Origin of the sequence: Sphingomonas sp. Ant20 (genome assembly GCF_000783375.1) — a bacterium.
GTDB lineage: Bacteria > Pseudomonadota > Alphaproteobacteria > Sphingomonadales > Sphingomonadaceae > Sphingomonas > Sphingomonas aerolata.
The window spans coordinates 94,291-115,935 of the sequence record NZ_JRVI01000046.1 but is presented as its reverse complement, the minus strand read 5'-3'; the positions used below and the strand labels follow the sequence as shown (position 1 = coordinate 115,935).

Annotated in this window: 15 protein-coding genes and 3 pseudogenes; 13 read left to right on the top strand and 5 right to left on the bottom strand. The window is 57.0% G+C overall.

Translation table 11 applies throughout. From position 1 onward, the window contains the following. Positions 1 to 217 precede the first annotated feature (217 nt). The 6 genes and pseudogenes from NI18_RS08240 to NI18_RS08215 all read left to right on the top strand — a co-directional run bounded on the left by NI18_RS08240 (position 218) and on the right by NI18_RS08215 (position 8,446). Positions 218 to 1,444 carry an HlyD family efflux transporter periplasmic adaptor subunit gene (locus tag NI18_RS08240; RefSeq protein WP_084215107.1) on the top strand — a complete coding sequence of 409 codons (1,227 nt, stop codon included), beginning with the start codon at positions 218 to 220 and terminating at the stop codon, positions 1,442 to 1,444. A 95-nt stretch (positions 1,445 to 1,539) separates the two neighbouring features. After that, complete coding sequence (locus NI18_RS26700) at positions 1,540 to 2,415, top strand: cysteine peptidase family C39 domain-containing protein (RefSeq protein ID WP_306286295.1); 876 nt, start codon at positions 1,540 to 1,542, stop codon at positions 2,413 to 2,415. Beyond that, positions 2,375 to 3,166: pseudogene (locus tag NI18_RS26695) on the top strand (ATP-binding cassette domain-containing protein); the annotation flags it as partial. The gene NI18_RS26700 and the pseudogene NI18_RS26695, both read left to right, overlap by 41 nt. A 43-nt stretch (positions 3,167 to 3,209) precedes the next feature. Continuing rightward, the gene (locus NI18_RS27930; protein ID WP_347574826.1) at positions 3,210 to 3,554 is read left to right on the top strand and encodes an ATP-binding cassette domain-containing protein; all 345 of its coding nucleotides are present in this window, start codon (positions 3,210 to 3,212) and stop codon (positions 3,552 to 3,554) included. A 764-nt stretch (positions 3,555 to 4,318) separates the two neighbouring features. Continuing rightward, a complete protein-coding gene (locus NI18_RS08230; protein ID WP_128082135.1) occupies positions 4,319 to 5,383 on the top strand; it encodes an asparagine synthase-related protein in 1,065 nt (354 codons plus the stop codon). Between the two features lie 1,284 nt (positions 5,384 to 6,667). Continuing rightward, positions 6,668 to 8,446 carry a sensor domain-containing diguanylate cyclase gene (locus NI18_RS08215; RefSeq protein ID WP_084215106.1) on the top strand — a complete coding sequence of 593 codons (1,779 nt, stop codon included), beginning with the start codon at positions 6,668 to 6,670 and terminating at the stop codon, positions 8,444 to 8,446. Between the two features lie 235 nt (positions 8,447 to 8,681). Here the strand turns inward: NI18_RS08215 and NI18_RS08210 are convergent, their stop codons facing one another. Beyond that, positions 8,682 to 9,071: a GNAT family N-acetyltransferase gene (locus tag NI18_RS08210; protein ID WP_306286293.1), complete on the bottom strand. Its 390-nt coding sequence runs from the start codon at positions 9,069 to 9,071 to the stop codon at positions 8,682 to 8,684. A 771-nt stretch (positions 9,072 to 9,842) separates the two neighbouring features. Next, a complete protein-coding gene (locus NI18_RS08200) occupies positions 9,843 to 10,175 on the bottom strand; it encodes a PilZ domain-containing protein (RefSeq protein ID WP_084215104.1) in 333 nt (110 codons plus the stop codon). Between the two features lie 631 nt (positions 10,176 to 10,806). Here NI18_RS08200 and NI18_RS08195 point away from each other — a divergent pair. Continuing rightward, positions 10,807 to 12,231, top strand: a complete 1,425-nt coding sequence (locus NI18_RS08195) for a diguanylate cyclase (protein ID WP_084215103.1) — start codon at positions 10,807 to 10,809, stop codon at positions 12,229 to 12,231. Continuing rightward, a complete protein-coding gene (locus NI18_RS23185; RefSeq protein ID WP_198526969.1) occupies positions 12,164 to 12,952 on the top strand; it encodes an EAL domain-containing protein in 789 nt (262 codons plus the stop codon). The genes NI18_RS08195 and NI18_RS23185 overlap by 68 nt, the downstream gene beginning before the upstream one ends. 100 nt (positions 12,953 to 13,052) lie before the next feature. On the opposite strand, the gene NI18_RS08190 is transcribed toward NI18_RS23185, so the two are convergent. Beyond that, positions 13,053 to 16,010 (bottom strand): Tn3 family transposase, encoded by a 2,958-nt coding sequence (locus tag NI18_RS08190; protein ID WP_037529291.1) that lies wholly within the window; start codon positions 16,008 to 16,010, stop codon positions 13,053 to 13,055. A 138-nt stretch (positions 16,011 to 16,148) separates the two neighbouring features. On the opposite strand from NI18_RS08190, the gene NI18_RS08185 reads away from it, so the two are divergent. The 5 genes and pseudogenes from NI18_RS08185 (at position 16,149) to asnB (ending at position 20,509) form a co-directional block, all read left to right on the top strand. Then, on the top strand, positions 16,149 to 16,724 hold the full coding sequence (locus NI18_RS08185) for a recombinase family protein (protein WP_037529289.1): 576 nt from the start codon (positions 16,149 to 16,151) through the stop codon (positions 16,722 to 16,724). Between the two features lie 9 nt (positions 16,725 to 16,733). Continuing rightward, positions 16,734 to 17,000, top strand: a complete 267-nt coding sequence (locus NI18_RS08180; protein ID WP_037529288.1) for a hypothetical protein — start codon at positions 16,734 to 16,736, stop codon at positions 16,998 to 17,000. A gap of 65 nt (positions 17,001 to 17,065) precedes the next feature. Beyond that, positions 17,066 to 17,233 (top strand): annotated as a pseudogene (locus NI18_RS23180) (IS481 family transposase); the annotation flags it as partial. Positions 17,234 to 17,418: 185 nt separating this feature from the next. Beyond that, complete coding sequence (locus NI18_RS08175) at positions 17,419 to 18,546, top strand: hypothetical protein (RefSeq protein ID WP_306286292.1); 1,128 nt, start codon at positions 17,419 to 17,421, stop codon at positions 18,544 to 18,546. Positions 18,547 to 18,589: 43 nt separating this feature from the next. Beyond that, a complete protein-coding gene (gene asnB / locus NI18_RS08170) occupies positions 18,590 to 20,509 on the top strand; it encodes an asparagine synthase (glutamine-hydrolyzing) (RefSeq protein WP_347574825.1) in 1,920 nt (639 codons plus the stop codon). 333 nt (positions 20,510 to 20,842) lie between these two features. On the opposite strand, the gene NI18_RS23175 is transcribed toward asnB, so the two are convergent. Beyond that, a complete protein-coding gene (locus tag NI18_RS23175; RefSeq protein ID WP_306286291.1) occupies positions 20,843 to 21,451 on the bottom strand; it encodes an IS5 family transposase in 609 nt (202 codons plus the stop codon). Beyond that, positions 21,451 to 21,501 (bottom strand): annotated as a pseudogene (locus tag NI18_RS26690) (hypothetical protein); the annotation flags it as partial. The gene NI18_RS23175 and the pseudogene NI18_RS26690, both read right to left, overlap by 1 nt. Positions 21,502 to 21,645: the final 144 nt, after the last annotated feature.

The following is a 21,645-nucleotide window of genomic DNA, read 5'->3' as shown; positions in this document are numbered from 1 at the left end:
CGCCGATTAACGCACCTAAATATGCAGAGGCGCCGAGACGCGCGTAGCGTCGAGGCACCTCACGCCCGGTAAAAATATATTGGCACAATCTCCTCCACCCTACGCGGCTACATGGCTAAGCTGCGGGTTAAGTAATTACTCGCATTTGATTTGAAGATCTTATTGAAGGTACTGTAATAGCGGGAAGAGGGTAGCCTCGAGACGCACCGGAGGATTGATGGATCTGTTTCGCGAAGAAGTTCTCACTCAAAAGATGGAAGACCTTCCAGGCACTATCAACCTCGCCATTCCCATGAGTTGGCAGCTGATTGCATTGTTTCTTGCTACCATTATGGCAGCCGCAGCTACTTTTCTAATGTCGGCGAACTATTCTCGTACCGAGATCGCATCCGGATCGATACTACCCGTAGCCGGCATTCTGCAGATTGTTCCGGCTCGATCCGGACGAGTGGAGGGCATTTCGGTTCGAGAAGGTCAATCCGTTCGGAAGGGCGATCGGCTGGCGTGGATCCGCGTTGAGGAGGCCGATCGATCGGGCGTCGGCAAGCAGACCGCGATCCTGTCTGCGATTGAGCAACAGCGGCAAGGGTTGCGGGACCAGCAGGGACTAGGGCGCACCGCCGCCGTTGCTCAACAACAAGGATATTCGGCTCAAATTACCGGGTTGCATGAAGAAATCGCTAATATCGACGCTCAAATTGCTGCGGAAGAGAGACTGATCGACATGGCGCAAGCCGACCTTTCACAGGCCACACAGATCGCGACCCGGGGTTTCATAAGTCGGCGTGATCTTTCAGCCCGCGAAGAAATCTTGTTGTCGCGTCAACAGCAACTGGCCGCCCTGAAACAGACAAAGGCTGCGAAGGTCTCGAGCATAGAGCAGGCCAAACGAGCAAGCAGCGAAGCTGCAGCAAATGCGTTCGCCGCGACGGCGGCGCTCGACGCATCACGCGCACAAGTGGATCGCGATCGCGTAGCCTCCCGGAGCGACGAAGGCTATTCGCTAGTTGCGCCAGCTGATGGCAAAGTCGCGGCATTGAATATCCACATGGGGGATACGGTAAACGCGGAGGACGCAACGATGGCGATCGTGCCGTCAAGCGGACATTTGATTGCGCGTCTTTACATACCTGGCAAAGCCGCCGGGTTTGTCCGAGACGGTCAATCGGTCCGCCTAGCAATTGACGCCTACCCTTATGAACGGTTCGGCACAGTTGAGGGAGTTATTGCAGTCGTATCGAATGCACCTTTGATGAAGGCAGACAAGGAAGGCAACTCAACGCCGATTTACATTGCGACGGCCTCGATAAGATCGCCGTTTGTGACCGCTTATCGTCGGCGACAGGCGCTTCTTCCGGGTATGACCTTTACCGCCCGGATCGTCGTTGAGAACCGTTCTCTCGTCCAATGGCTGTTCGACCCCTTGTTCGCGGCAGCACAATGATAGCTGACACTCTCGACCTTGGTATCTTTGCGCGCGCGCGCGTTCGGCACGTTCACCAAACAGAAGTGGCAGAATGCGGGCTCGCTTGCCTGACAATGGTCGCGAGCTACCATGGGCTCAACATTGACATGGCCGTAATGCGCCGCAGGTTCGTGCCCTCGACGCGCGGTGCTTCGCTTCGATCCTTGATGACGATCGCGGACCGTCTTGGGCTTACGTCGCGGGCGGTTAAGGTCGAAATGAACGATCTAGGCGCACTCGCGCTCCCAACTATACTTCATTGGAACATGAACCATTATGTTGTGCTGGAAAGGCTCTCCAATAGAAAGGCTTTAATTCATGATCCCGCAGGTAAAAGCGGATGGATACGGCTAAGTGAGGTCTCAAAGTTCTTTACGGGCGTAGCCTTGGAGGTTGAGCCAACATCTGAATTCGAAAAGGGCGACGTCCATCAGCATCTACGCCTGTCGAAGCTATGGACTAGGATACGGGGCCTAAAGCGCGCGGTTTCACAGGTTATACTTCTGTCCCTCGTAATTCAGATATTCGCCTTGGTCTCGCCTTATTATATTCAGCTTGCGATTGATAGCGCGTTACCCGAACTTAATATCAGTTTCCTTAGCGTGTTGGCCTTGGGATTCGGACTGTTTACAGTTTTGAACGGGGTTGCAATACTACTTCGATCGACGGTACTGCTAGCCGTCGGATCGTCCTTTGGGTATGGATTATCATCTAACGTCGCGCGAAAGCTATTCAGGTTGCCAACTGAATGGTTCAGCCGACGTCAGGTCGGCGATATACTGTCGAGATTCCAGTCGGTCATACCGATTCGGAAAATGCTAGCGGAGGACGCGCCTGCAACACTCGTCGACGGTGCTCTTGCGGGATTAACTCTTGTATTGATGTTCGCCTACTCCGCCGTTTTTAGCTTTGGTCGCGCTGACCGCGTTGACGATATACGCATTGATTAGGATCGTCCTCTTTCGTTCGCAACGTACCGCGCAGGAGGAGATGATAATTGCAACTGGCCGTGAACAATCCGTTCTGATTGAAACGATACGGGGCATTCGGTCCTTGCGGCTCGCAGGCCGCGAAACATTGCGGCATGCCCTCTGGCAATCGCGATTGACAGACGCGGTCAACGGCAATGTCAGGTCGCAACGTTTGACTAATTGGCAGACCACGCTTCAAGCTACCTTATTCTCATTAGAGAACATTGTCAGCGTTTGGCTATCAGTAGGAATGGTAATCCAAGGTGGCTTCAGTGTCGGGATGGTCTTTGCTTTCCTAGCGTACAAGGCACAGTTCTTAACTGCCGCGGCCTCACTAATTACGAAGGCGTCCGACTTTAAGATGCTGGGCCTGCACCTAAACCGACTCTCAGACATCGCGCTTGCTTCTGAGGATATCACGTTTGCAACTAATCGTGATGCAGGACTGACCCTCAAGGGCAAGATAGAGCTACAAGACGTGTGCTACCGATATGGCGACGACGATCCTAACGTTTTGAATGGCGTAAACCTTACAGTTAAGGCTGGCGAGTCTATAGCCATAACTGGTCCTTCCGGGGGAGGAAAATCAACCCTTGTCCAGATTCTTCTTGGACTGACCAAACCGACCAGCGGTAACATTTTAGTCGATGGGATGATGCTACAGGATTTCGGTTATCGATCCTACCATACGCAAGTCGCGGCGGTGCTGCAGGACGATACATTGTTTGGCGGCTCGCTGAGCGAGAACATTTCCCTTTTTGACGAGTATCCGGATGTGTCTCTCATTCGTGAATGCGCCCGCATTGCTGCGATCAACGATGACATCGAGGCCATGCCGATGGGATATGAAACGCTCGTCGGTGAAATGGGGGGCAGCGCTATCCGGCGGCCAGAGTCAGCGTGTGCTCCTAGCTCGCGCGCTTTATCGCAGACCTCGGATTTTAATCATGGACGAAGGAACATCCAGCCTAGACGAGACGCGCGAGCGTCAGATCAACCAGGCAGTTGCTGCAATGGGTATCACTCGCGTCATCGTCGCCCATCGTAGGGAAACGATAGAAAGCGCGGAACGAATATTGTATCTCGATCGCGGTGTAGTTGTAGAACGCTCATCCTAGCGCCCCACTTGATCTGCTATTTTGGCAACGCATAGGTGGCGCGGCGACGTTCGACAAGGGCAGGCCCGCCCTCACGGTCTTGGATGTCGGCAAAATGAACCAACCCCGTGTGGCTGCAGAGCGCTGATCACCCATTCCTCGTCGAGACAGTCGCTTGCGTAGGGCAGCCTTTTTCTGTCATTTTCCCGTTAAGTGGTTTGGTCCAGCTCATGTGATCTCCGTGGTTTTCTCAACTGCTGGAATTGTTCATATCAATTTTGGTCGGTTTTTCAGAACGAATTTCCAATAAGGTTCTATGACAAACTTCCTCTCTTGACATAAGCATTAACGAAAATAAAGTCTGCCTGTTGGTGCTATACCGACTTGGCAAAGGAAAGATTATGTTTCGTGCTCGTAACGATAAAAAAACCGCTTCTATTTTCCAGAATCCAATCCGGACTCTTAAGTCCGAGGAACTCGTGAAAGTCAGCGGCGGAACTTATGAGCCAATTGAGACTAAAAAACCTCGCGATATTCCGGACGATACCTCCGGTTTTTTTCGTTAATTAAAGCTTTAGGAATAAAGCATTTACCTTCTGACCTAGGCGCCCTTGATCGGGCGCCTTTTTTTTTCTCTGGATTTGTGATGATCTCGTTTTAACGTAAGTTTGAGCGATGTAGGTCGGGATCTCATTTCCAATGGGAAACGGATCGGATTAGGAGATAGTGTCTTCGAACCATTCGAGACGAAACACCTCACTGCGTCTGTACTGTGCACCCCGGCAATGCGCGAGGTTTGGGTTGGCGAAGACGAAGACCCTTTCGCGGATGTGATTTCAGCAGAAAGCAGGGCATCGTTGACGCGGAGTTTTGACGCGTTTGAAGGTATGCGGGTCCAGATGTCGAAAGATCGTGGGCCGCAGGTTGACGTTTTACGCACCATGGCGGGCACATGTCCGCTCTACATCTCGCACGGCCATGGCACGCTTGTCGCGTCTTGGAAATTTGAAGTCGCTGCTCGGGCGGCGGGGCCAGCAAAGCCTAATATTGAAGCATGTCGTATTTATCTTGATCATGGAAAGTCGCAAACGCGCGAGCAAATCCTGCAGAACGTGTACATGCTGTGGCCAGGGGAACAGGCAACTTTTGACGAACACGGCCTGCGCTTCTCCGCCATGCCCGACCCCGACATCGTCTTGTCCTCCGCGTTCACAGACGGAGCCCGGGCGACGGACGAGTTCGTGCGACTAATTGGGGCCGCAATGTCCCGCAATCTCAGCCGGTCATTATCCCCTCTACTCGAAATCAGTGGTGGAATGGACTCATCGTGCGTGGCAATCGCAGCGGCGGAAATTCGCGGGTCTTTGACCAGCTATGGTGTCATCCAGCCTGGTGCCATCGGGGTCCAACAACGTCAACGGCGGCGTGAACTAGTCGATCTGTTCGGCCTAAACGACCATGACGGCATATCTTGGGATCCGCTGCCGACATTGTCGCTGGACTTCGCCGAATGCCGAGTGACGCCCTATGACGATCTGTACCGGATGCCTTGCATCAATACCATTGAGCGGCACGGACTGCAGAATTCAGATATCGTAATAACGGGTATCGGTGGAGACGAGCTGACGAAGGAGCACACTTTTCATCGGGAAGAATGGGAAGTTAGTGGCTTCTCAAGTTCGTCGTCGATTTTGGCGGCGGTCAGTCGTGCGGACATGTTCATGCGGCGCGGTATTTGGCCTGTGAATCCCCTGCTCGACATATCGGTTATCAATTTCTGCCGGGCATTGCCTAAGCAGATGCGGGAGGGCCGACTGCTGAACATTCTTACGATGGCGCGCGCGGGCTAAGCGACGGATTCCTTTTGCCACGCTATGTAGAGAATTTTGGCCCGGTGCTTATGATGGAGGCCATAGAGTTGGACTACGACGCCCAGTTTAAGACGTCTATAATCGGTGATTATGGTATCGCAGACGTGTATGCCGCACTCGCTAATGTCAGGGACGCTACGAAAGATGGTGTAACTAAGAGAATGGTAGGAAAGATGTACAATATGTTAAAACTAGAAAGGACATTGCAGTCTTATATAACTTAAGCCGGAGGGCTGTTTTGTAATTGCTCACCGGGGTGGCGGATAAGGTTGCAGCCAGCGTGGGTATCTGATCACCCTGCAGATGCCTTTTCCCCGCGCATTGTTTGGAGTGACGCTGACAAAGATGCGCTGCTTGCGCAGCAACAAGATATGATCGAGCGACTGGTGGTGCGGATTTCGAGAGTTCGAAGCTCTGGTGGACAAACCGCCGCAAGACGTCGGTCAATTCGCAATTTCCTCCGTCGAAAGACGGGATCGGGCGCGTGACAGAAAGCGGTGCAAACTATCGGGCCGCGCCCTGCTTGGCAAGGTAAGACCCGACCGCTGACGGAAAGGCCGAATAAACGTTGCGCTGGACTGCGGATGCCTGCGGTCATTACGGGATAACTGTGTCGAGCGCCTCCCGCGCTGCCGACATCGTTACGATCGTATCGACCTGCCCCCAATCCGTCCGGTCGTGACGCGGGTAGAGCTGTTCGGTGGTCGCTGCGGGAGCTGTTGCCGACGTTACCGTCCTGAGGTGCCGACGGGGATTCAGGCGGGTACGCCGTTCGGGCTTGGCCCCCGCTCGCTGCTGGCCTGCCTCCACCACAGCCATCATGTCGGGTTCTAGAGCGGTTTCTCACCGGGCTGAATCATAAGGGATTCTCGTAGCTGCGGTTTTCTGATTCAGGATTCATGCCGGTGCAGGAGACTGGCATGGATGGCGCGACGATTGTCGGTAGATCTTGAGGTCACTGCACGAAGGTAAACTTTACGTACGCTAAGTACGAACGAACGGCGAACAGCTAGTTATGGTGGCAAGCACTCCAACGCGTCTGGGATGACGAAAGGCGTTAGCTGCGGTCCTACACTCGAGCCCCATTTCCAAAGAAGGATGGGCTAGATTGGGAAGGGCGGATCGAGGCAGCTTAAGACGCGCCTGAGGCGTGGACCGGCGGGCACCTGCGGCTCCACGCACTCGATACAAAGCTGATTTCCGCCAGGCTAAGACTGATGTCTCGTGAGCAAAGCGTTAATCCGGGCATGCCATTCTAGCATAATGCCAAACAATCGTTCGCCCCGTCAAATCGTCGTCCGGCTGGCAGTTACAAGTGCAGCCTATTTCCTTGCAAGCGGGTTCGCCATTGCGCTTACCCGCTTTGAAGGAGGCGCGGCGTTCCTGTGGATCTCCAACGCCATACTGTTGGCGTCCCTTACGACAGTCGGACGCCGGCATTGGTTAGCTTTGATACTATGTTGCTGGGCGACTGGTTCCATCGCAACCGGGATTTTTGGTTTGGGATGGGCCGCAGCACCGTTCGTTTCGTTACCTCTCGTTACCGAGCCCTTTATTGCGGCGGTGTTGATCCGAAAGTGGGGAGTCCAGCGCTCTTTTCTCGACTCTACTCGTAATTTTAGCATGTTCGTGCTCGTGGCCGGGATTATAGCCCCTGCCGTAACCGGATTGGCAGGCGCAGCGATAATCTCACTTGCATCGCACACCAGTTTCTCCGCCAACTATTACAACTGGATAGTCGGCCACGCGCTCGGTGCGCTGACATTTACCCCGATCTTCCTACAACTAGCCAGCGGCGATATATACCGTTGGGTAAAGTACGCTACCTTCAAAGGAAGGTCGGAAGCAGCACTGCTTTTTGTCATCATGACGATCACATCGGTCGTCGTGTTCTCGCAGTCGCAGCTACCGTTGCTATTCCTTCCGATCCTGCCACTGATGCTGATCACATTCCGCACAGGCAATATTGGAGCGGCATTTGCCATAGCTATAATCGCAACCATTGGTACTGCAATGACCCTCAAGGGACTGGGTCCGATAAACCTGATTCACGGAAGTAACGGCCATCGACTGCAATTCTTTCAGTTTTACCTCACTATCACGGTTATGACGGTGCTTCCGGTCGCTGCTGAACTTGCTCGTCGCCATCTCTTATTCGATCGATTGCAAGATAGTGAAGCTCGTTTCCGACTTCTTACTGAAAACTCGACGGATATTGTTCTCAACCTTGGTATCGATGGGGTGATTCGCTACGCTTCACCCTCCATAAAGCGGCTTGGTGGCTACGATCCCCACCAGCTGATCGGCACCGCCAGCATAAACCTTGTGGACGTCGAAGACCGGGGCCGCGTTGCAGCTGCCCATCTTCAAACCTTAAAGAACCCCTCCGAGATGTTTAGTGTTGAATTCCGCGCGATCGTGACGGGCGGCCAGCAGCGCTGGTTCGAGATGCAGACCCGCGCCGTGACTGACCAAGAGGGCGTCGTACGAGGACTCGTCAGCGCGGTCCGTGACACATCAACCCGGCATCTGGCCGAAGTAGAGCTATCAAAGGCCGCCAACACGGATCCTTTGACGGGCTTGTCCAACCGGCGTGCGTTCAATCATGAGCTAGCGCAGCAGCTGGGTCAGGCCGATGGCACGAACGGGGGCTGCGTTGCGATCTTTGACCTCGATCACTTCAAGCGCATCAATGATACATTCGGGCATGCGATCGGCGACGACGTTCTTTGCGCATTCGCACGCGTCGCCGAAGGTCAGATCCGCAACGGCGACAGTGTGGCGCGTATTGGCGGCGAGGAGTTTGGTTTCATATTCCCCAAGCTACCCGGCGAGCACGCGCATGCAGTCTGCGAGCGTATTCGTGAAGCAGTAGCGGCAATCTCGGTAAAGGCCGGTGATTTGCCAGTGCGAGTCACCGTCAGCATTGGAATCGCACAGTTCCGCGAAGATGACGACCAAGTGAGTGCTATGAGTAGAGCTGATGAGGCTTTGTATGCCGCCAAGCGGCAGGGCCGAAATCAGTCTTCGCTTGCCGCATAGTGTGCTTGAGCTTCTAGAACCAAAGGCTAATTACCTACCCTTATTCACCCCACGAAGCAAAAGTAGAAAAAACGGCACTCATCTATCTTAGTTAATCAGTTCGAGATATCTTTAAAAAAATACTTTAACCTCACCCGACAGCAACAGACCTCTTATTTTGCCTGTTCTCATCTACATGGTGTCGTGCAACAACTGAATAACTGCCATGTTACTGATTGACGCGGAGATGAATATTCTACCCTGCAAAGACCGTGTTCAGTTCCCCAATAAGGTATTTCGCCAGGCCACGGCGCCGGTAGGTATCGCTTACTACGAGCTTATTGACGTAATCCATGCCAATGCAGCCATTCTTTTGCCAAGACGCATAGTCCTGTGTTTTACCGTCAACCTCGATCACCAACATCCGTCGGTCCATAATTTCAATGACCCGATCACCGGGAAAAGCGTCGAACTTAATAACAGACGCCAGATCGACCGGTTCAGCGAGCCGTACATTTAGCATATCTCCACGCCCCGAATGGTTGCCTCGCCAACCAAAAATCTTGGCAACGCCTTGACCCACAATTGTGTTGACCGGGCCGAGCATGGTGTTGCTCATGTCACCTGGAAACACGATATCGATCACGTGAGAGTTGGGAACGGGCAGCCCGGTACGTCGATAACGATCGGGCGCGGGAGAAGCTGGACGCGATAGGATGAACTGCTCATTCCTGCATTGCGACCGACGGCACTATGTCGAGCGTGTCGATCGCATGTTGAAGCTGAACCGCGGCTAGGCTTGCTCCGCCATGATCGAGTAATAGAAGCGCTTCGCGCATAAGGGCCCCCGCACGTACTACATCGAAGGGAGTGGGATCTTTAAGGACCGGAGCGTCCATGGACATCACCGTAGTTGGCCTTGGCATACGACAGCGTCCTTCTCGATAAGAATGGGCATCATTTTGCTTCCGAATTGTCTAGGCAGACTAGAATTTTCAGCAACCGCTCTGCAACGGTAAAACTGATACACTGGCCTAATATTCCATGGTTTTTGTGGCTCCGCGCCATGCTCTCATTCATCCGCGGTTACGGAACAGGCGGGATATCCGTGACTGGTTGACCCCAAGCAGAGCGGCAACGCTGCTCTGCGTTTCGCCTGCCGCAAGCCGCGCCAATGCCTCAGTTTCCTGAGCAGTGTTTAAAGCCTCAGGCCGATGGATCCGCAGGCGCGCGGCCCTGACATTTACCGCTTGCGGAGTGCGGTCAATTGCAACCGCGATTTCCATAACCTGGTCACCCGCAAGATAGCGTTGCCTCAATTCACTATCGTCAGCCGGTGACCAACGGCGTCGGACATGCCGCTCGCTGGGAGCAGGAATAGGCTGAGAAGCGTACCGCACGTCTATTCATCCCCGAATTATATTTTGGTGTCGCGGCCGTTAAGGCCGCGGCTGGCTTTGACTCGGTTTTTTTGAATCATTTCCAGGGCTTTATCGTCGATTGCACGATGGAATGAGAGGCCGTTCATTCCATCCCGGGCCCACATCACCGTACCGACGATAGCTAACGTATTGATCGATATGATAACCTCTTCGCCCCGAGGGAGTACGCGCTCGGGCGAATGAATCATCGCGCCGCGGGTGGAGATATTGTGTATGGCAACCACTTCCGACTTTTTCCCGTAGCTACTTACCGTTCCTTCCAAGTTCATAGCGTGTCTGGTTTCAGTTCTATCCCCCGGTCCAGCCATAAGCTGGTCCAGACGAGACGATATTACTCCAGCCAAACTATTGAGTTGAGAACGACTGGCGGCTGCGAAACCTTTCCGGGGGCTCGGATCGATAATGCATAACGCGCCAATATTAAATCCGGAAGCCGTTTTTAGCGGAGCGCCCGCGTAGAATCGAATATAGGGCGCATCCGTAACGTAGCAATTATGACGAAAGCGAGCGTCTTCCGCGGCATTTAGTACGACCAAACGTCTTTTGACAAAATTTTATGCGCACAAAACGAGTCTGAACGCTGTGTGCTTACCAGATCTACCCCTGACGCGGCCTTGATGTTCTGCGTATCGCTGTCAATAAACGTTACCATGCTAGCCTGTGCGCAAAATAGAGTTCTGCACATTATTGTAGCGGAATTAAATACCTCTTGGAGGCTGTCATAACCCCCTGCATATCGACGCAGCTCGGCCACACGGGAAACCTCGTGAGCCGGTGTATTGATCTCCTCCTCACGTCCCGACCTTAATCTCCCTTTAAAAAACCATTGTGGTTTGATAAATGTCAATCTCCGTGCGTCAACATTTGATTTAGTTATTGATAATTTAACAGTATCAAACTGAAAAGGGTTGCTGGCTCTAAAAGACTTGGAATGCAGAGATGCCTAATACGGCCGAGACACATCGACTCGAAGTGCTACGGTCATACGAACTGGTCGGTAGCGCGTCCGAACCGGACTACGACCAGCTCACTGAGCTTGGTGCTCGACTGTTCGAGGTGCCAATCTGCCTCATTTCCCTCGTTGGAGAGCATGAGCAGTGGTTGAAGTCCCATCATGGGCTGGATGTTTGCAGTACGTCTCGTGATGCTTCTTTCTGTGCACATACCCTGACGGTGGAAGAGCCCTTAGTCGTTCTCGATGCGACTCAGGACAATCGATTCCGTGACAACCCGCAGGTGAGCGGCGCGCCGCGCATTCGCTTTTACGCCGGAGCGCCGCTGATCGACGCGGAGGGAATACACCTTGGTGCATTCTGTATCATCGACACCAAGCCGCGTGTGGTTTTCGGCACCGACGAGCAGCGGCTTTTGTCGAATCTGGCATCGATAGTTGGCCGACGCATACAAAAGGGGCGGGCATCGCGGGCGGGTTTGGCAGTCGGCGGGTTTGCCGATGCCTCGCCAATGGCTGTGATCACAGTCACGGCCGAGGGGCGAATTACCTTTTGGAACAAGGCTGCCGAAACGATGTTCGGCCACTCTTCCGGTAATATGCTCGGGCGGCGTCTCGATACTATTATGCCCGTTCGCTTTCGCGAAATGCACAACGCGGGAATGCGACGTATCGTTTCCACAGGCTCGGTTCCGCTGAGCGGTAAAACGGTTGAGTTGATCGCGCTTCGGGCAGACGGGACCGAGTTCCCCATCGATATCACGATCTCCTCCTGGCAGGGCCTGCTAGGGATTGAGATTGGCGCACAAATTCAGGACATCACTGCAAGGCGTGAGCGTGAGGCACGCCTTGAGCATCTCGCGGTCCATGATGTTTTAACCGGACTGCCTAATCGATCTGGCTTTGTTTCGAACCTCGTCAAATGTTTGGAAGAGCACGGGTCCGGGACGCTGCTGGCCCTGAACCTGGATGGCTTCAAGGCGATCAACGATGGCTTTGGGCACGCATTGGGCGACGCGGCCTTGCAAGCCGTCGCGATCAGGCTTGCCGCGGCGACGGAAAACGGCGCCATGCTAGGCCGTATCGGGGGTGACGAGTTCGCTATTCTGCTGCCAGGCACGGATAATCCGGTGGTCGCGCGCTCTCTTGCGGACCAGCTTTTGATGGAATTCTCGCAGCCATTCCATATTGCTGGCCATCTGCTTCAAATCGGATTGAGCATTGGGCTGTCGCTGGCGCCGCTACATGCTACGCATGCCGACGAACTTCTTTTTTCGAGCAGATTTGGCCCTTCTTGCCGCCAAGCGGGATGGAGGACGAAGGGTTCGAATGTTCGACGCTGGCATGGCCAACCAGTTGACAATCAGGCGAGCGTTCAAGGACGAGCTGCGTCAGGCCACCGAGCGAGGTGAGTGGGAGCTTTTCTACCAGCCACAGGTAACGCTCAGCGACGGCAAAGCGATCGGCGCAGAAGCCTTGTTGCGCTGGCGCCACCCTAGCCGCGGGCTCATTATGCCTGCGGCCTTCATTCCAGTCCTGGAAACCCATAGTGTTGCCTACGAAGTGGGAAGCTGGGTGATTGACGAGGCCTGTGCCCAACTGGCCTATTGGCGCTCTCGTGGGCGACCTCTACCTCGCATGAGCGTCAACCTGTTCGCTGCGCAATTCAGCGCCGGAAACCTCGAGCATGTGGTGAGCGCAGCGCTCGAGCGCTACGCACTGGAGCCGGGCGATCTGGAGATCGAGATCACCGAGACGATTGCCTTGCGTCCTGACGAGCACGTCCTCAGGAGCCTGAATGCGCTTCGCGATGCCGGCGTCGGGATCGCACTCGACGACTTCGGGACAGGATTTGCGTCTCTGAGCACGCTTAAACAGATTCCAGTCACGCGACTGAAGATCGACAAATCGTTCGTCGAAGATATCTGCTACGAGCCCTACAGTTCGGGTATCGTAGGCGCGATTACCTCGCTTGGCGGTCGCCTCGGGATTGAAGTCATTGCCGAGGGGATTGAGACTGAAGAACAGCGGGATGTACTTGTTCAACTAGGGTGCACGGCGGGCCAAGGGTATATGTTCGGGCGACCCGAGCCGGCAGAGATGCGACAGCGGCACGGAATGTGGGCGGCCTAAGAAGGACTGCATTCGAAATTAATAGCCACGCGTCTGCGTATGAAGATTTTGCGCTGGGACTTTTCAACACAATCGGGCGCGTCTGGTCATGCAAAGGGCCTCATGCTGCGAGGAACGAGGGCAAGATGCGGAGTGGCCGTAATTGATCCCGGCCCGGTCTATCGTCCCGCTCCCAGCTATAGTCGCCGGTGAGCGCGATATGCTCCCATCCCAGCGGTGCAATATGCCGGGCTACCTCGTCCGGCGTGCCGATGTCGGCCAATGCCCGTTCAAGATAGCCGGTGTTCCACAGGATGATCGCGGCGACCAGCAGGTTGAGGCCTGAGGCGCGGTAAGACTGGTTTTCGAACTGGCGGTCGCGCAACTCGCCGAGCTGGTTGAAGAACAATGCGCGGGCAAGGGCGTTGCGCGCCTCGCCCTTGTTCAGCCCGGCCTGGGTTCGCCTGCGCAGATCGATGTCCTGCAACCAGTCGAGCATGAAGATCGAGCGTTCGAGCCGCCCGACCTCGCGTAATGCCAGTGCCAAACCGTTCTGGCGCGGATAGGCGGACAGCTTGCGAAGCATCGCCGAGGCGGTGACGGACCCTGTCCGTATCGAGGTGGCGAGTCGCAGCAGTTCGTCCCAGTGCGCAGCGGCATGGTCGTGCGCGATGGGATCGCCGACCATGCCGGCGAGCAACGGCCCAGCTTCCTGACCGGGCAGCAGATGCAAGCGGCGCTCCTTGATGTCGCGTAAGCGCGGCGCGAAGCGGTAGCCGAAGAATGGCATCAGCCCGAACACATGGTCGGACGCGCCGCCCGTGTCAGTATAATGCTCTTCGATCGACAACCCGGTCTGGTGGTACAGCAAACCGTCGAGGACATAGGGGGCTTCGCCCGCGGTCGCGGCGATCACGCGCGAGCCGAACGGGTCATACTGGTCCGAGATATGCGTGTAGAAGGACACGCCGGGTTCGTTGCCGTTGCGCGCGTTGATGTCGCTGATCGCGGCACCACGCCCACCGGCATGGAATTGCTGTCCGTCGCTCGACGAGCTGATGCCGCTGCCCCACAGTTCCGCAAGCGGCATCGCACGATGTGCGTCGATCAGTCGTCCCAGCGCCTCGCCATAGGCAGCCTCGCTGATGTGCCAGTCATGCAGATGGGCGAGCTGGCGCAGACTTGCGCCCCGGCAACTGTCCGCCATCCGGGTCAGGCCAAGATTGATGCCGTCGGCGAGGATCACGGTCAGCAACGCATTACGGTCATCGGCAGGACGGCCTGAACGGCGGTGCGTAAAACAATCGCCGAAGCCGGTCCATGCATCGACATCGAGCAGGATGTCCGTGATCTTCACGCGAGGGAGACGGTCATAGGCGGTGCGGCGCGCGACCTCTGCGGCGGGCGGCGTGATCGCCTTCAGCGGCGAGATCATCAGACCGTTTTCATCGAGGCGGACCTGGGGCAATTCACCTTGCCGAGCCAGTACCGTCACCCGCTCGATCGCACGGTCCAGTCGCTCACGGCGATTCTCGATATGACGATCGAACCCGGTCTCGATCGCGAGCGGAAGTGGCCCCTTCTCGCGCAACGCCGCGAAGGTCGCGGGTGGAATGAGATAGCTGTCGAAATCCCGAAACTGTCGGCTGCCTGCCACCCAGATATCGCCGGCCCGCAACCGGTCGCGAAGCTGGGACAGCGCGCAGAGTTCATAGGCTGCGCGATCGACGACGCCGTCGTGGATCACGAAGGGTCGCCAGCCTGCCGGCACGAAGCGCAGTGGCACCTTGTCGGGCAGGCGTCGTTTGCCCGCGTGATAGAGATCGGCAATTATGGCGAGCGCATCGAGGATGTCCTGGACCGGTCCGGCGCCGCGAAACGCGAACGCTCGCAGAAATTGCCCGGCAAACAATTTCACCGTGCGATGCCGCTCGATCAGTTCGGCCGTGCGGTCGATCGTCTCGGGGCGAACGAGAACTTCCGCCTGGGCGACAGCGGAGCCGAACCGTTCCCAGTCGAACGGGCCGATACGCGCAAGGGAGTCGATACCCTTGGCGTGTGCATCGATCAGCACGCGGCAGCTATCGGTAAGGGCGCGTAGGTGCCCCTGCATCTCGCGCACCGTCCTGATCGCCTTGTCACGCGTCCGGTTTTCTGCGCGGCGGGTCATACTGCCGATAAACTTGTCGAACATCGTCAGCGCGGCGTCGGTCAGGCTTTCCTCGAGGCGAATGGCTGCGGCTGCGAGCGTCGCATGGCGGCGCAATGTGCCAAGTTCGCCGAGATGTTGCGGCGTGATCCGCACTGCCTCGTCGGCCAGTCGATCGAAGGTTGCCGATGGGATCATGGCGGCGCGCGCCGGGTCGAGGCCGAGCATCCGGACATGATCGAGCCGTTCGAGCAGCCGCAGAATGTTGCGCGCTGCCGGCGACTGCGGCGCGTTGCGCAGCCAGGCCAGCCATGTTGCTCCCTGATCTGAGCGCCGGGTCAGCAAGGCGTCCAGCGCCGCCAGCTTGTCCGGCTCGATGCGGTTGGTCAGGATTTCATGGGTGAGCTGTTCGGCCTGCTGGCGCGCGTGTCTGACGATCGCCTCGATGACAGCCGGGGGCGGCAGCAGCGACCGGCGTCGTCGCAACTCATCGATGACGGTGCCGGCAAGCAGGAGAGGCTGGGCGACGGTCTGCGCGACCGGCATCGCGAACGCCACGATCGTGCGAAAGTGGTTACGGTCGAAAGCGGTATAGCCGAACTGCCGCATGAGATCGGCGAGATGCGCGCGGCGGGTTTCATCGCGACGGGCGTAATCGTCGAACGCCTTTACCGGCACGTCGATCTGATCGGCGATGAAGGCGAGGATCGCGTGCGGCGGTTTCTCGCCGGCCTCCAGCACGCGGCCCGGCCAACGCATGTAGAGCAGCAGCGCCGCGAACCCGAGCCGGCTCGACGCTCCCCGGCGTTCGCCGACAAGATTGAGATCCTCACAGCTGAGGGTGAAGTGACGGGCTATTTCCCGTTCGTCGGTCGGGGGATCGTAATGTGTGGCTAGCCCCTCGCGTGTCAGCAACTGCCGTCTTGCCATGCGTCACGACCTTTCCCGCGTTGTCCGTCAGACGGTCCTCTGGCGGTCAGCATGAATATGTCCGTCAACTCTGGACCCGCGATGGCGATTCGGACAAGAATGCAAATTGATGGGAAAACGGACAGATCGGGACCGACTGTGGCGCTGATCGGCTATGCGCGGGTATCGACCGGCGACCAGAAGCTGGCGCTCCAGCATGATGCGCTGAACGCGGCCGGATGCGAGCGCACGTTCGACGACCACGCCTCTGGCGCGAAGACCGATCGGCCGGGGCTGGCCGAAGCGCTTGCCTATCTGCGTGCCGGCGACACGCTGGTCGTGTGGAAGCTCGACCGGCTCGGCCGTTCGATGAGCCACCTGATCGAGAAGGTCGGCGAACTGGCCACGCGCGGTGTCGGTTTCCGATCGCTCACCGAGCAGATCGACACCACCACGTCGGGCGGAATGCTCGTGTTCAACATCTTCGGCTCGCTCGCCCAGTTCGAGCGCGACCTGATCCGCGAGCGCACCAACGCCGGATTGAAGGCTGCGCGGGAGCGGGGGAGCCTTGGCGGTCGGCGTCCGGTCATCACGCCTGACAAATTGCGTAAGGCGCGCGATCATATAGCGGCAGGGCTGACGGTTCGCGAAGCGGCCACGCGCCTCAAGGTGGGCAAAACCGCGCTCTACAAGGCGCTCGAAGGCACCGCTGCTAAAACCGCAGTCAAAGCATGAGGAAGAGTGATGCACGAACGCGATCCCAACATCGTCACCTCAAGCCTGTCTGGTTTCGTCACCGAGCAGGGCGTCAGCGTGAGAGTAAACATCATCCGGTTGGAAAATGAGCCGGGCTGGTCGCTTGAGGTCGAAAACGAGCATGGAACGTCTACGGTCTGGGACGACCTCTTCGCGACTGATGATGCCGCGCATGCGGCTTTCCGTCAGACCGTCGATGAAGAAGGTATGCGCGCCTTCCTCGACCAGGCTGTCGTCATACCCTTCCGACGTTAGCATCGTCAGCGTTCGCCGTTCGTTCGATCCTAGCGTACGTAAACTTCACTTTCGTGCAGTGACCCCAGCTACGGACGCACCTCGCCGACGTCATGGCTGCCTATAACTTCGCCCGCCGGCTCAAGACGCTCAGCGGCCTCACACCCTACGAATACATCGCCAAAATCTGGACTTCGGATCCAGACCGGTTCATCCTCAATCCGATCCACCAGATGCCGGGACTAAACACCTAGACTGGTCATACCGCGGTGGAACCGCTATTCGGTGCAATTTAGTCCTTGACGATCGGCTATAGGGCCACCGAGCAGGCGGCGTTGATGGTAGCTTAGCAAGGCCCTTAGAATGTTACGGCACGATAGGGTTTCAATAGGATTTCCTAAAAGACGTCTGGTTGTTGCCGGACGCTATGTCTGGATCGGTGGATGAAGCGGTGACTAGCAAGCGAGTGGCGTTTCTGTTTCTGGGCGAAACGCTCCTGATCCCCCACCTCTTTCCCATCGTAGAAGCGCTCGCACGACTGAAACCTGGCCTGCCGATCGATCTATGGGTATCCACGTCCGTTCATGAAGCATTGCTGATTAAGTGGACGATCGGCCTACCTGGCGTTCGCGTACGGCGTGCGTACGGCTTCCGTACGATTGCCGGTGGAGAAGACGGGCGCAATCCGGATCTGCCGTCTAAGCTGCCAATGCTTCTGGCACTCGCGCCTTTCCTCGCGCGAACAGCAGTGACGGTATGTGCCGAACAAACGAGCCTATGGCTGCCAAGGCTGCTTCCGTGGCTGCCAACCCGCTTTGTGAAGACGTCACACGGCGTTGGATCGATGAGTGCGCGTGATGACAGGCGCAGGAAGGCGGCGTTCCACACGCTGGTGCCCAGCGAACAGGAGAGGCAAACCTACCTCATGCGCGGCATATTACCCGAGCGCATCATCGCGACCGGCTACGTCAAAGCAGCGTTCCAGCAACGGACCCCGGTGAGTGCGCTGTTCGCAGAGGAGCGGCCAATCGTGCTTTTTACCCCCCACTGGCAGGCGTACCGCTCATCCTGGCCTAAATGGGGCTCTGTGGTAACCGAAATGCTTATCGAACAGACGAGGTTCAACGTCATATTCGCCCCGCATCAGCGACTGGTCGAGCGCGCCCCCGAACTACGATCCATTTTTGCGAAGGTCGCACATCACCCCCATGTCCACGTCGATCTCGATAGCTTTTCGATGGTCGACGGCAGCTACACGACGGCTGCCGACATCTATCTTGGCGATACATCGAGCCAGCTGATGGAGTATCTGATGCGGCCGCGCCCGGCTGTCTTTCTCGATCCGACCGGTAGGCGATGGCAAGATAACCCTGCTTTCGCCATGTGGCGGGCTGGCGAAGTCATCACCCGATTGGACGACGTGCTGCCGGCACTCGAGCGCTCGCTTGTCCGTCACGACGAGTATGTGGGCGTCCAGCAGCATATCGCGGAAGCGGCGCTGGGCGAGACCAGCGGCAAGGGCGCGACGAGGGCCGCTGAGGAAATCATCCGTGTGCTGGCCATGTAGATGCCTTGTATCTGCGCGAATTTTGATATTCAGGATATGTTGACTGTATTGGAGACGGACCATCTGCGGCATCGCCGGCTTCTATGCACTCGGTCGGGTGCCCGCGACGGTGATCGAGTCCCAATGTGACACGCTCCTCCATCGTGGGCCTGACAGCAACGGCGTATTCGTTGATGGGCGGTTCGGTTTCGGCATGCGCCGCCTGAGCATCGTCGACCTTGACGGCAGCGACCAGCCCATCTTTACGGCAGACCGACAATATTCCATCGTTTTCAATGGTGAAATATATAATTACCGATCGCTCAGGGACGAGTTGCTGAGCCTTGGTTACTGCTTCCATACAAAGGGCGATGCCGAGGTCGTGTTGGCGGCGTGGGTCCACTGGGGTCACGATGCCTGGAACAAGCTCGACGGGATGTTTGGCGTCGCAATCTGGCACGCCGCGACCCGCAAGGTCATTCTGGCCCGTGATCCGATCGGCATCAAGCCGCTCTACTACAGCTGGCAGAACGGGTCGTTGGTCTTTGGATCCGAATTGAGGGCTTTGCGTGCCGTGCCCGGCCTAGCCTTTGATCCCGATCCCCGATCAATCCACGATTACTTTAGCTTTGGGCATGTCCGTTCGCCGCGATCGATCTATCGTCAGGCGAGCGTACTGGATCCAGGTCATGTGTTGACATATGATGGGGCGGCCTCCCCAGAAATTCGGCCATTCTGGGTCGCGCAATATACGCCGAGCGCGCCCCGTCCACTCGACGACTGGGTGACCGGTTTCGAAAAAACGTGGTTAAAGGCAGTGCAGGATCAGATGTTGACCGCCGACGTCGACGTCGGTGCCTTCCTCTCTGGCGGGGTAGACTCGTCGGCCGTCGTGGCCGCGATGGCCCGCCTATCGGACCGGCCGATCAAGACCTTTACCATCGGCTTCGCGGAGCGCGCCTATGACGAGGCCCCTTATGCGGAGGCAGTAGCGCAGCATCTAGGTTGCGATCACCACACGCATATTCTCGCGCCCGGCGATGCGCGGGATATCCTGCCCACCATCCAGCGCACCTATGACGAACCTTTTGCCGATCCGTCGTCGATACCAACATGGTACCTCAGCCGCATCGCCGCGCAGGAGGTGAAGGTGGCTTTGTCGGGCGACGGCGGCGATGAGCTTTTCTTCGGCTACAAACGTCACCTTACGGAACGCCAGCTTGGCTCCGTCCCGGCATTCGCACGCAGAGCCGCGCGGGGGTTCGCCAGCCTTCCTCCCTTTCCATGGCAGGCCGGCAACCGGCGCCTGCAGCGGTGGCAGAAAACGGCGCGCAGCGCCGGGCTGCCCGACGGCGGTACTCGTTTCTTCGCTAAGACTCAGATTACGTCCCCGGAGTTCAGGCGTAAAATATTTGCCGGAACGCTGCTCGATCACCGGGATGATGACCTCGCCATATCATCGCTGGCGTCCGAATATTACCCGGACATGTCAGCGATCTCTCGCGATACGCTGGAGCAGTTCGCCATGTGTGATCTGCGGATTAATTTGCCCGGTGCAATGCTGACCAAGGTGGATCGCGCTAGCATGGCGCACTCGTTGGAAGTCCGGGTGCCGATGCTTTCGCAGTCCGTCGTTGCATTGGCACTATCGATGCCTGCGGATATCAAGCTACGAAGGGGCGTTGGCAAGTATCCCGTTCGCGCTGCGATTGAACCCTGGCTCCCACCGGGCATCCTGAACCGTCGCAAACAAGGCTTTCAGATCCCCCTTGCCGACTGGTTCAACGGTGATTTCGGTGCGCATGTAAGAAGCCTATGGTTTGATAGCGCCGCCGCGACGTCTGGCTTTCTTAATCCCGCAGCGGTCGACGCGATTTTTGAAGAGCAACGGTCCGGGCGGCGAGACCATGGCCGCTTCCTGTACGCGCTCGCTATATTTTGCCTTTGGTGGGTTAATCAGGGCGAGCGATCTACTGGCGGTTAGGCGGCAGCGCTCGTCTTGGTGTTACATTAAACCGTTCGTAATTTCGCTGCGATAGAGCACGCTTCGCCTCGTGCACCTGACGGCCACTACAAGAACTGATGCTTGCCTGCTGAGCTACGACAATTGTCCTGGGTGCCTCTGTTCGGGGTTGACCAAGCCACAATATCGCGGCTTTGCGAAAGGCATAGCTAGACCTTCGATATTGGTGAGCTGGCGAATCTGATAGATAACAAAATGCCCCACTGCCAAAGGCAGCAGGGCGCTTGGGAAACCCACCAAATAAAAATAAAACCGGTCGGTCTGTTCAAGAACCAAGCTCGTAAAAACCGGTTCCTAGGCCACGTGGACAAAGGGCAGCCACAGCGTAACTGATGCGAGCGCGACGAAGCCGAGATATGACTCTGCTGTCTTGTCATAACGCGTTGCGACACGGCGCCAGTTCTTGAGCTTGCTGAACAAGCGCTCGACGAGATTGCGCCAACGGTATTTCTCGCGATCATGCGGGATCGGCATGCGGCGGTTACTTTTGGTTGGAATGACCGCCTCGACATCCGCCTTGGCGAGTTCCTGGCGGATGGCATCGGCGTCATAGCCCTTATCGGCAAGCAGGGCCTCAATCCGGTCAGCCAGCATCCCGAACAAGGGCCCGAAGCCCTTCACGTCGTGGGCCTGGCCCGGCGTCAGGACGAAACATAGCGGTCGCCCCTGACCATCACAGCGGGCGTGCAGCTTGGTTGTGAAACCGCCTCGCGAGCGGCCGAGCCCTTCGAATTCTTGATCCCTTTTTTTAGCCCGACGGCGCAGTGGTGCGCCCGGACTACGGTGCTGTCGATCATGTCGGCGCTGACATCCCGCTCGACGACAGCGGCCAGGGTCTCCAGCATGGCCTCGAACACGCCCGTCACGACCCAGCGACGATACCGCCGGAACACGCTGTTCCACTTGCCATATTCATCCGGCAAATGCCGCCATTGCGCGCCTGTCCGCGCCATCCACACCATGCCTCGAATAAGGCCGGTTGTCTCCCGCGGGTCGGCAGCCACGTCCTCGCTCCGACGGCAGCAGGGGCCCTATCAGAGCCCACTCATCATCCGAAACCCCAATCCGCTCGCCCAATGCCGCCTCCAAAAGACAGC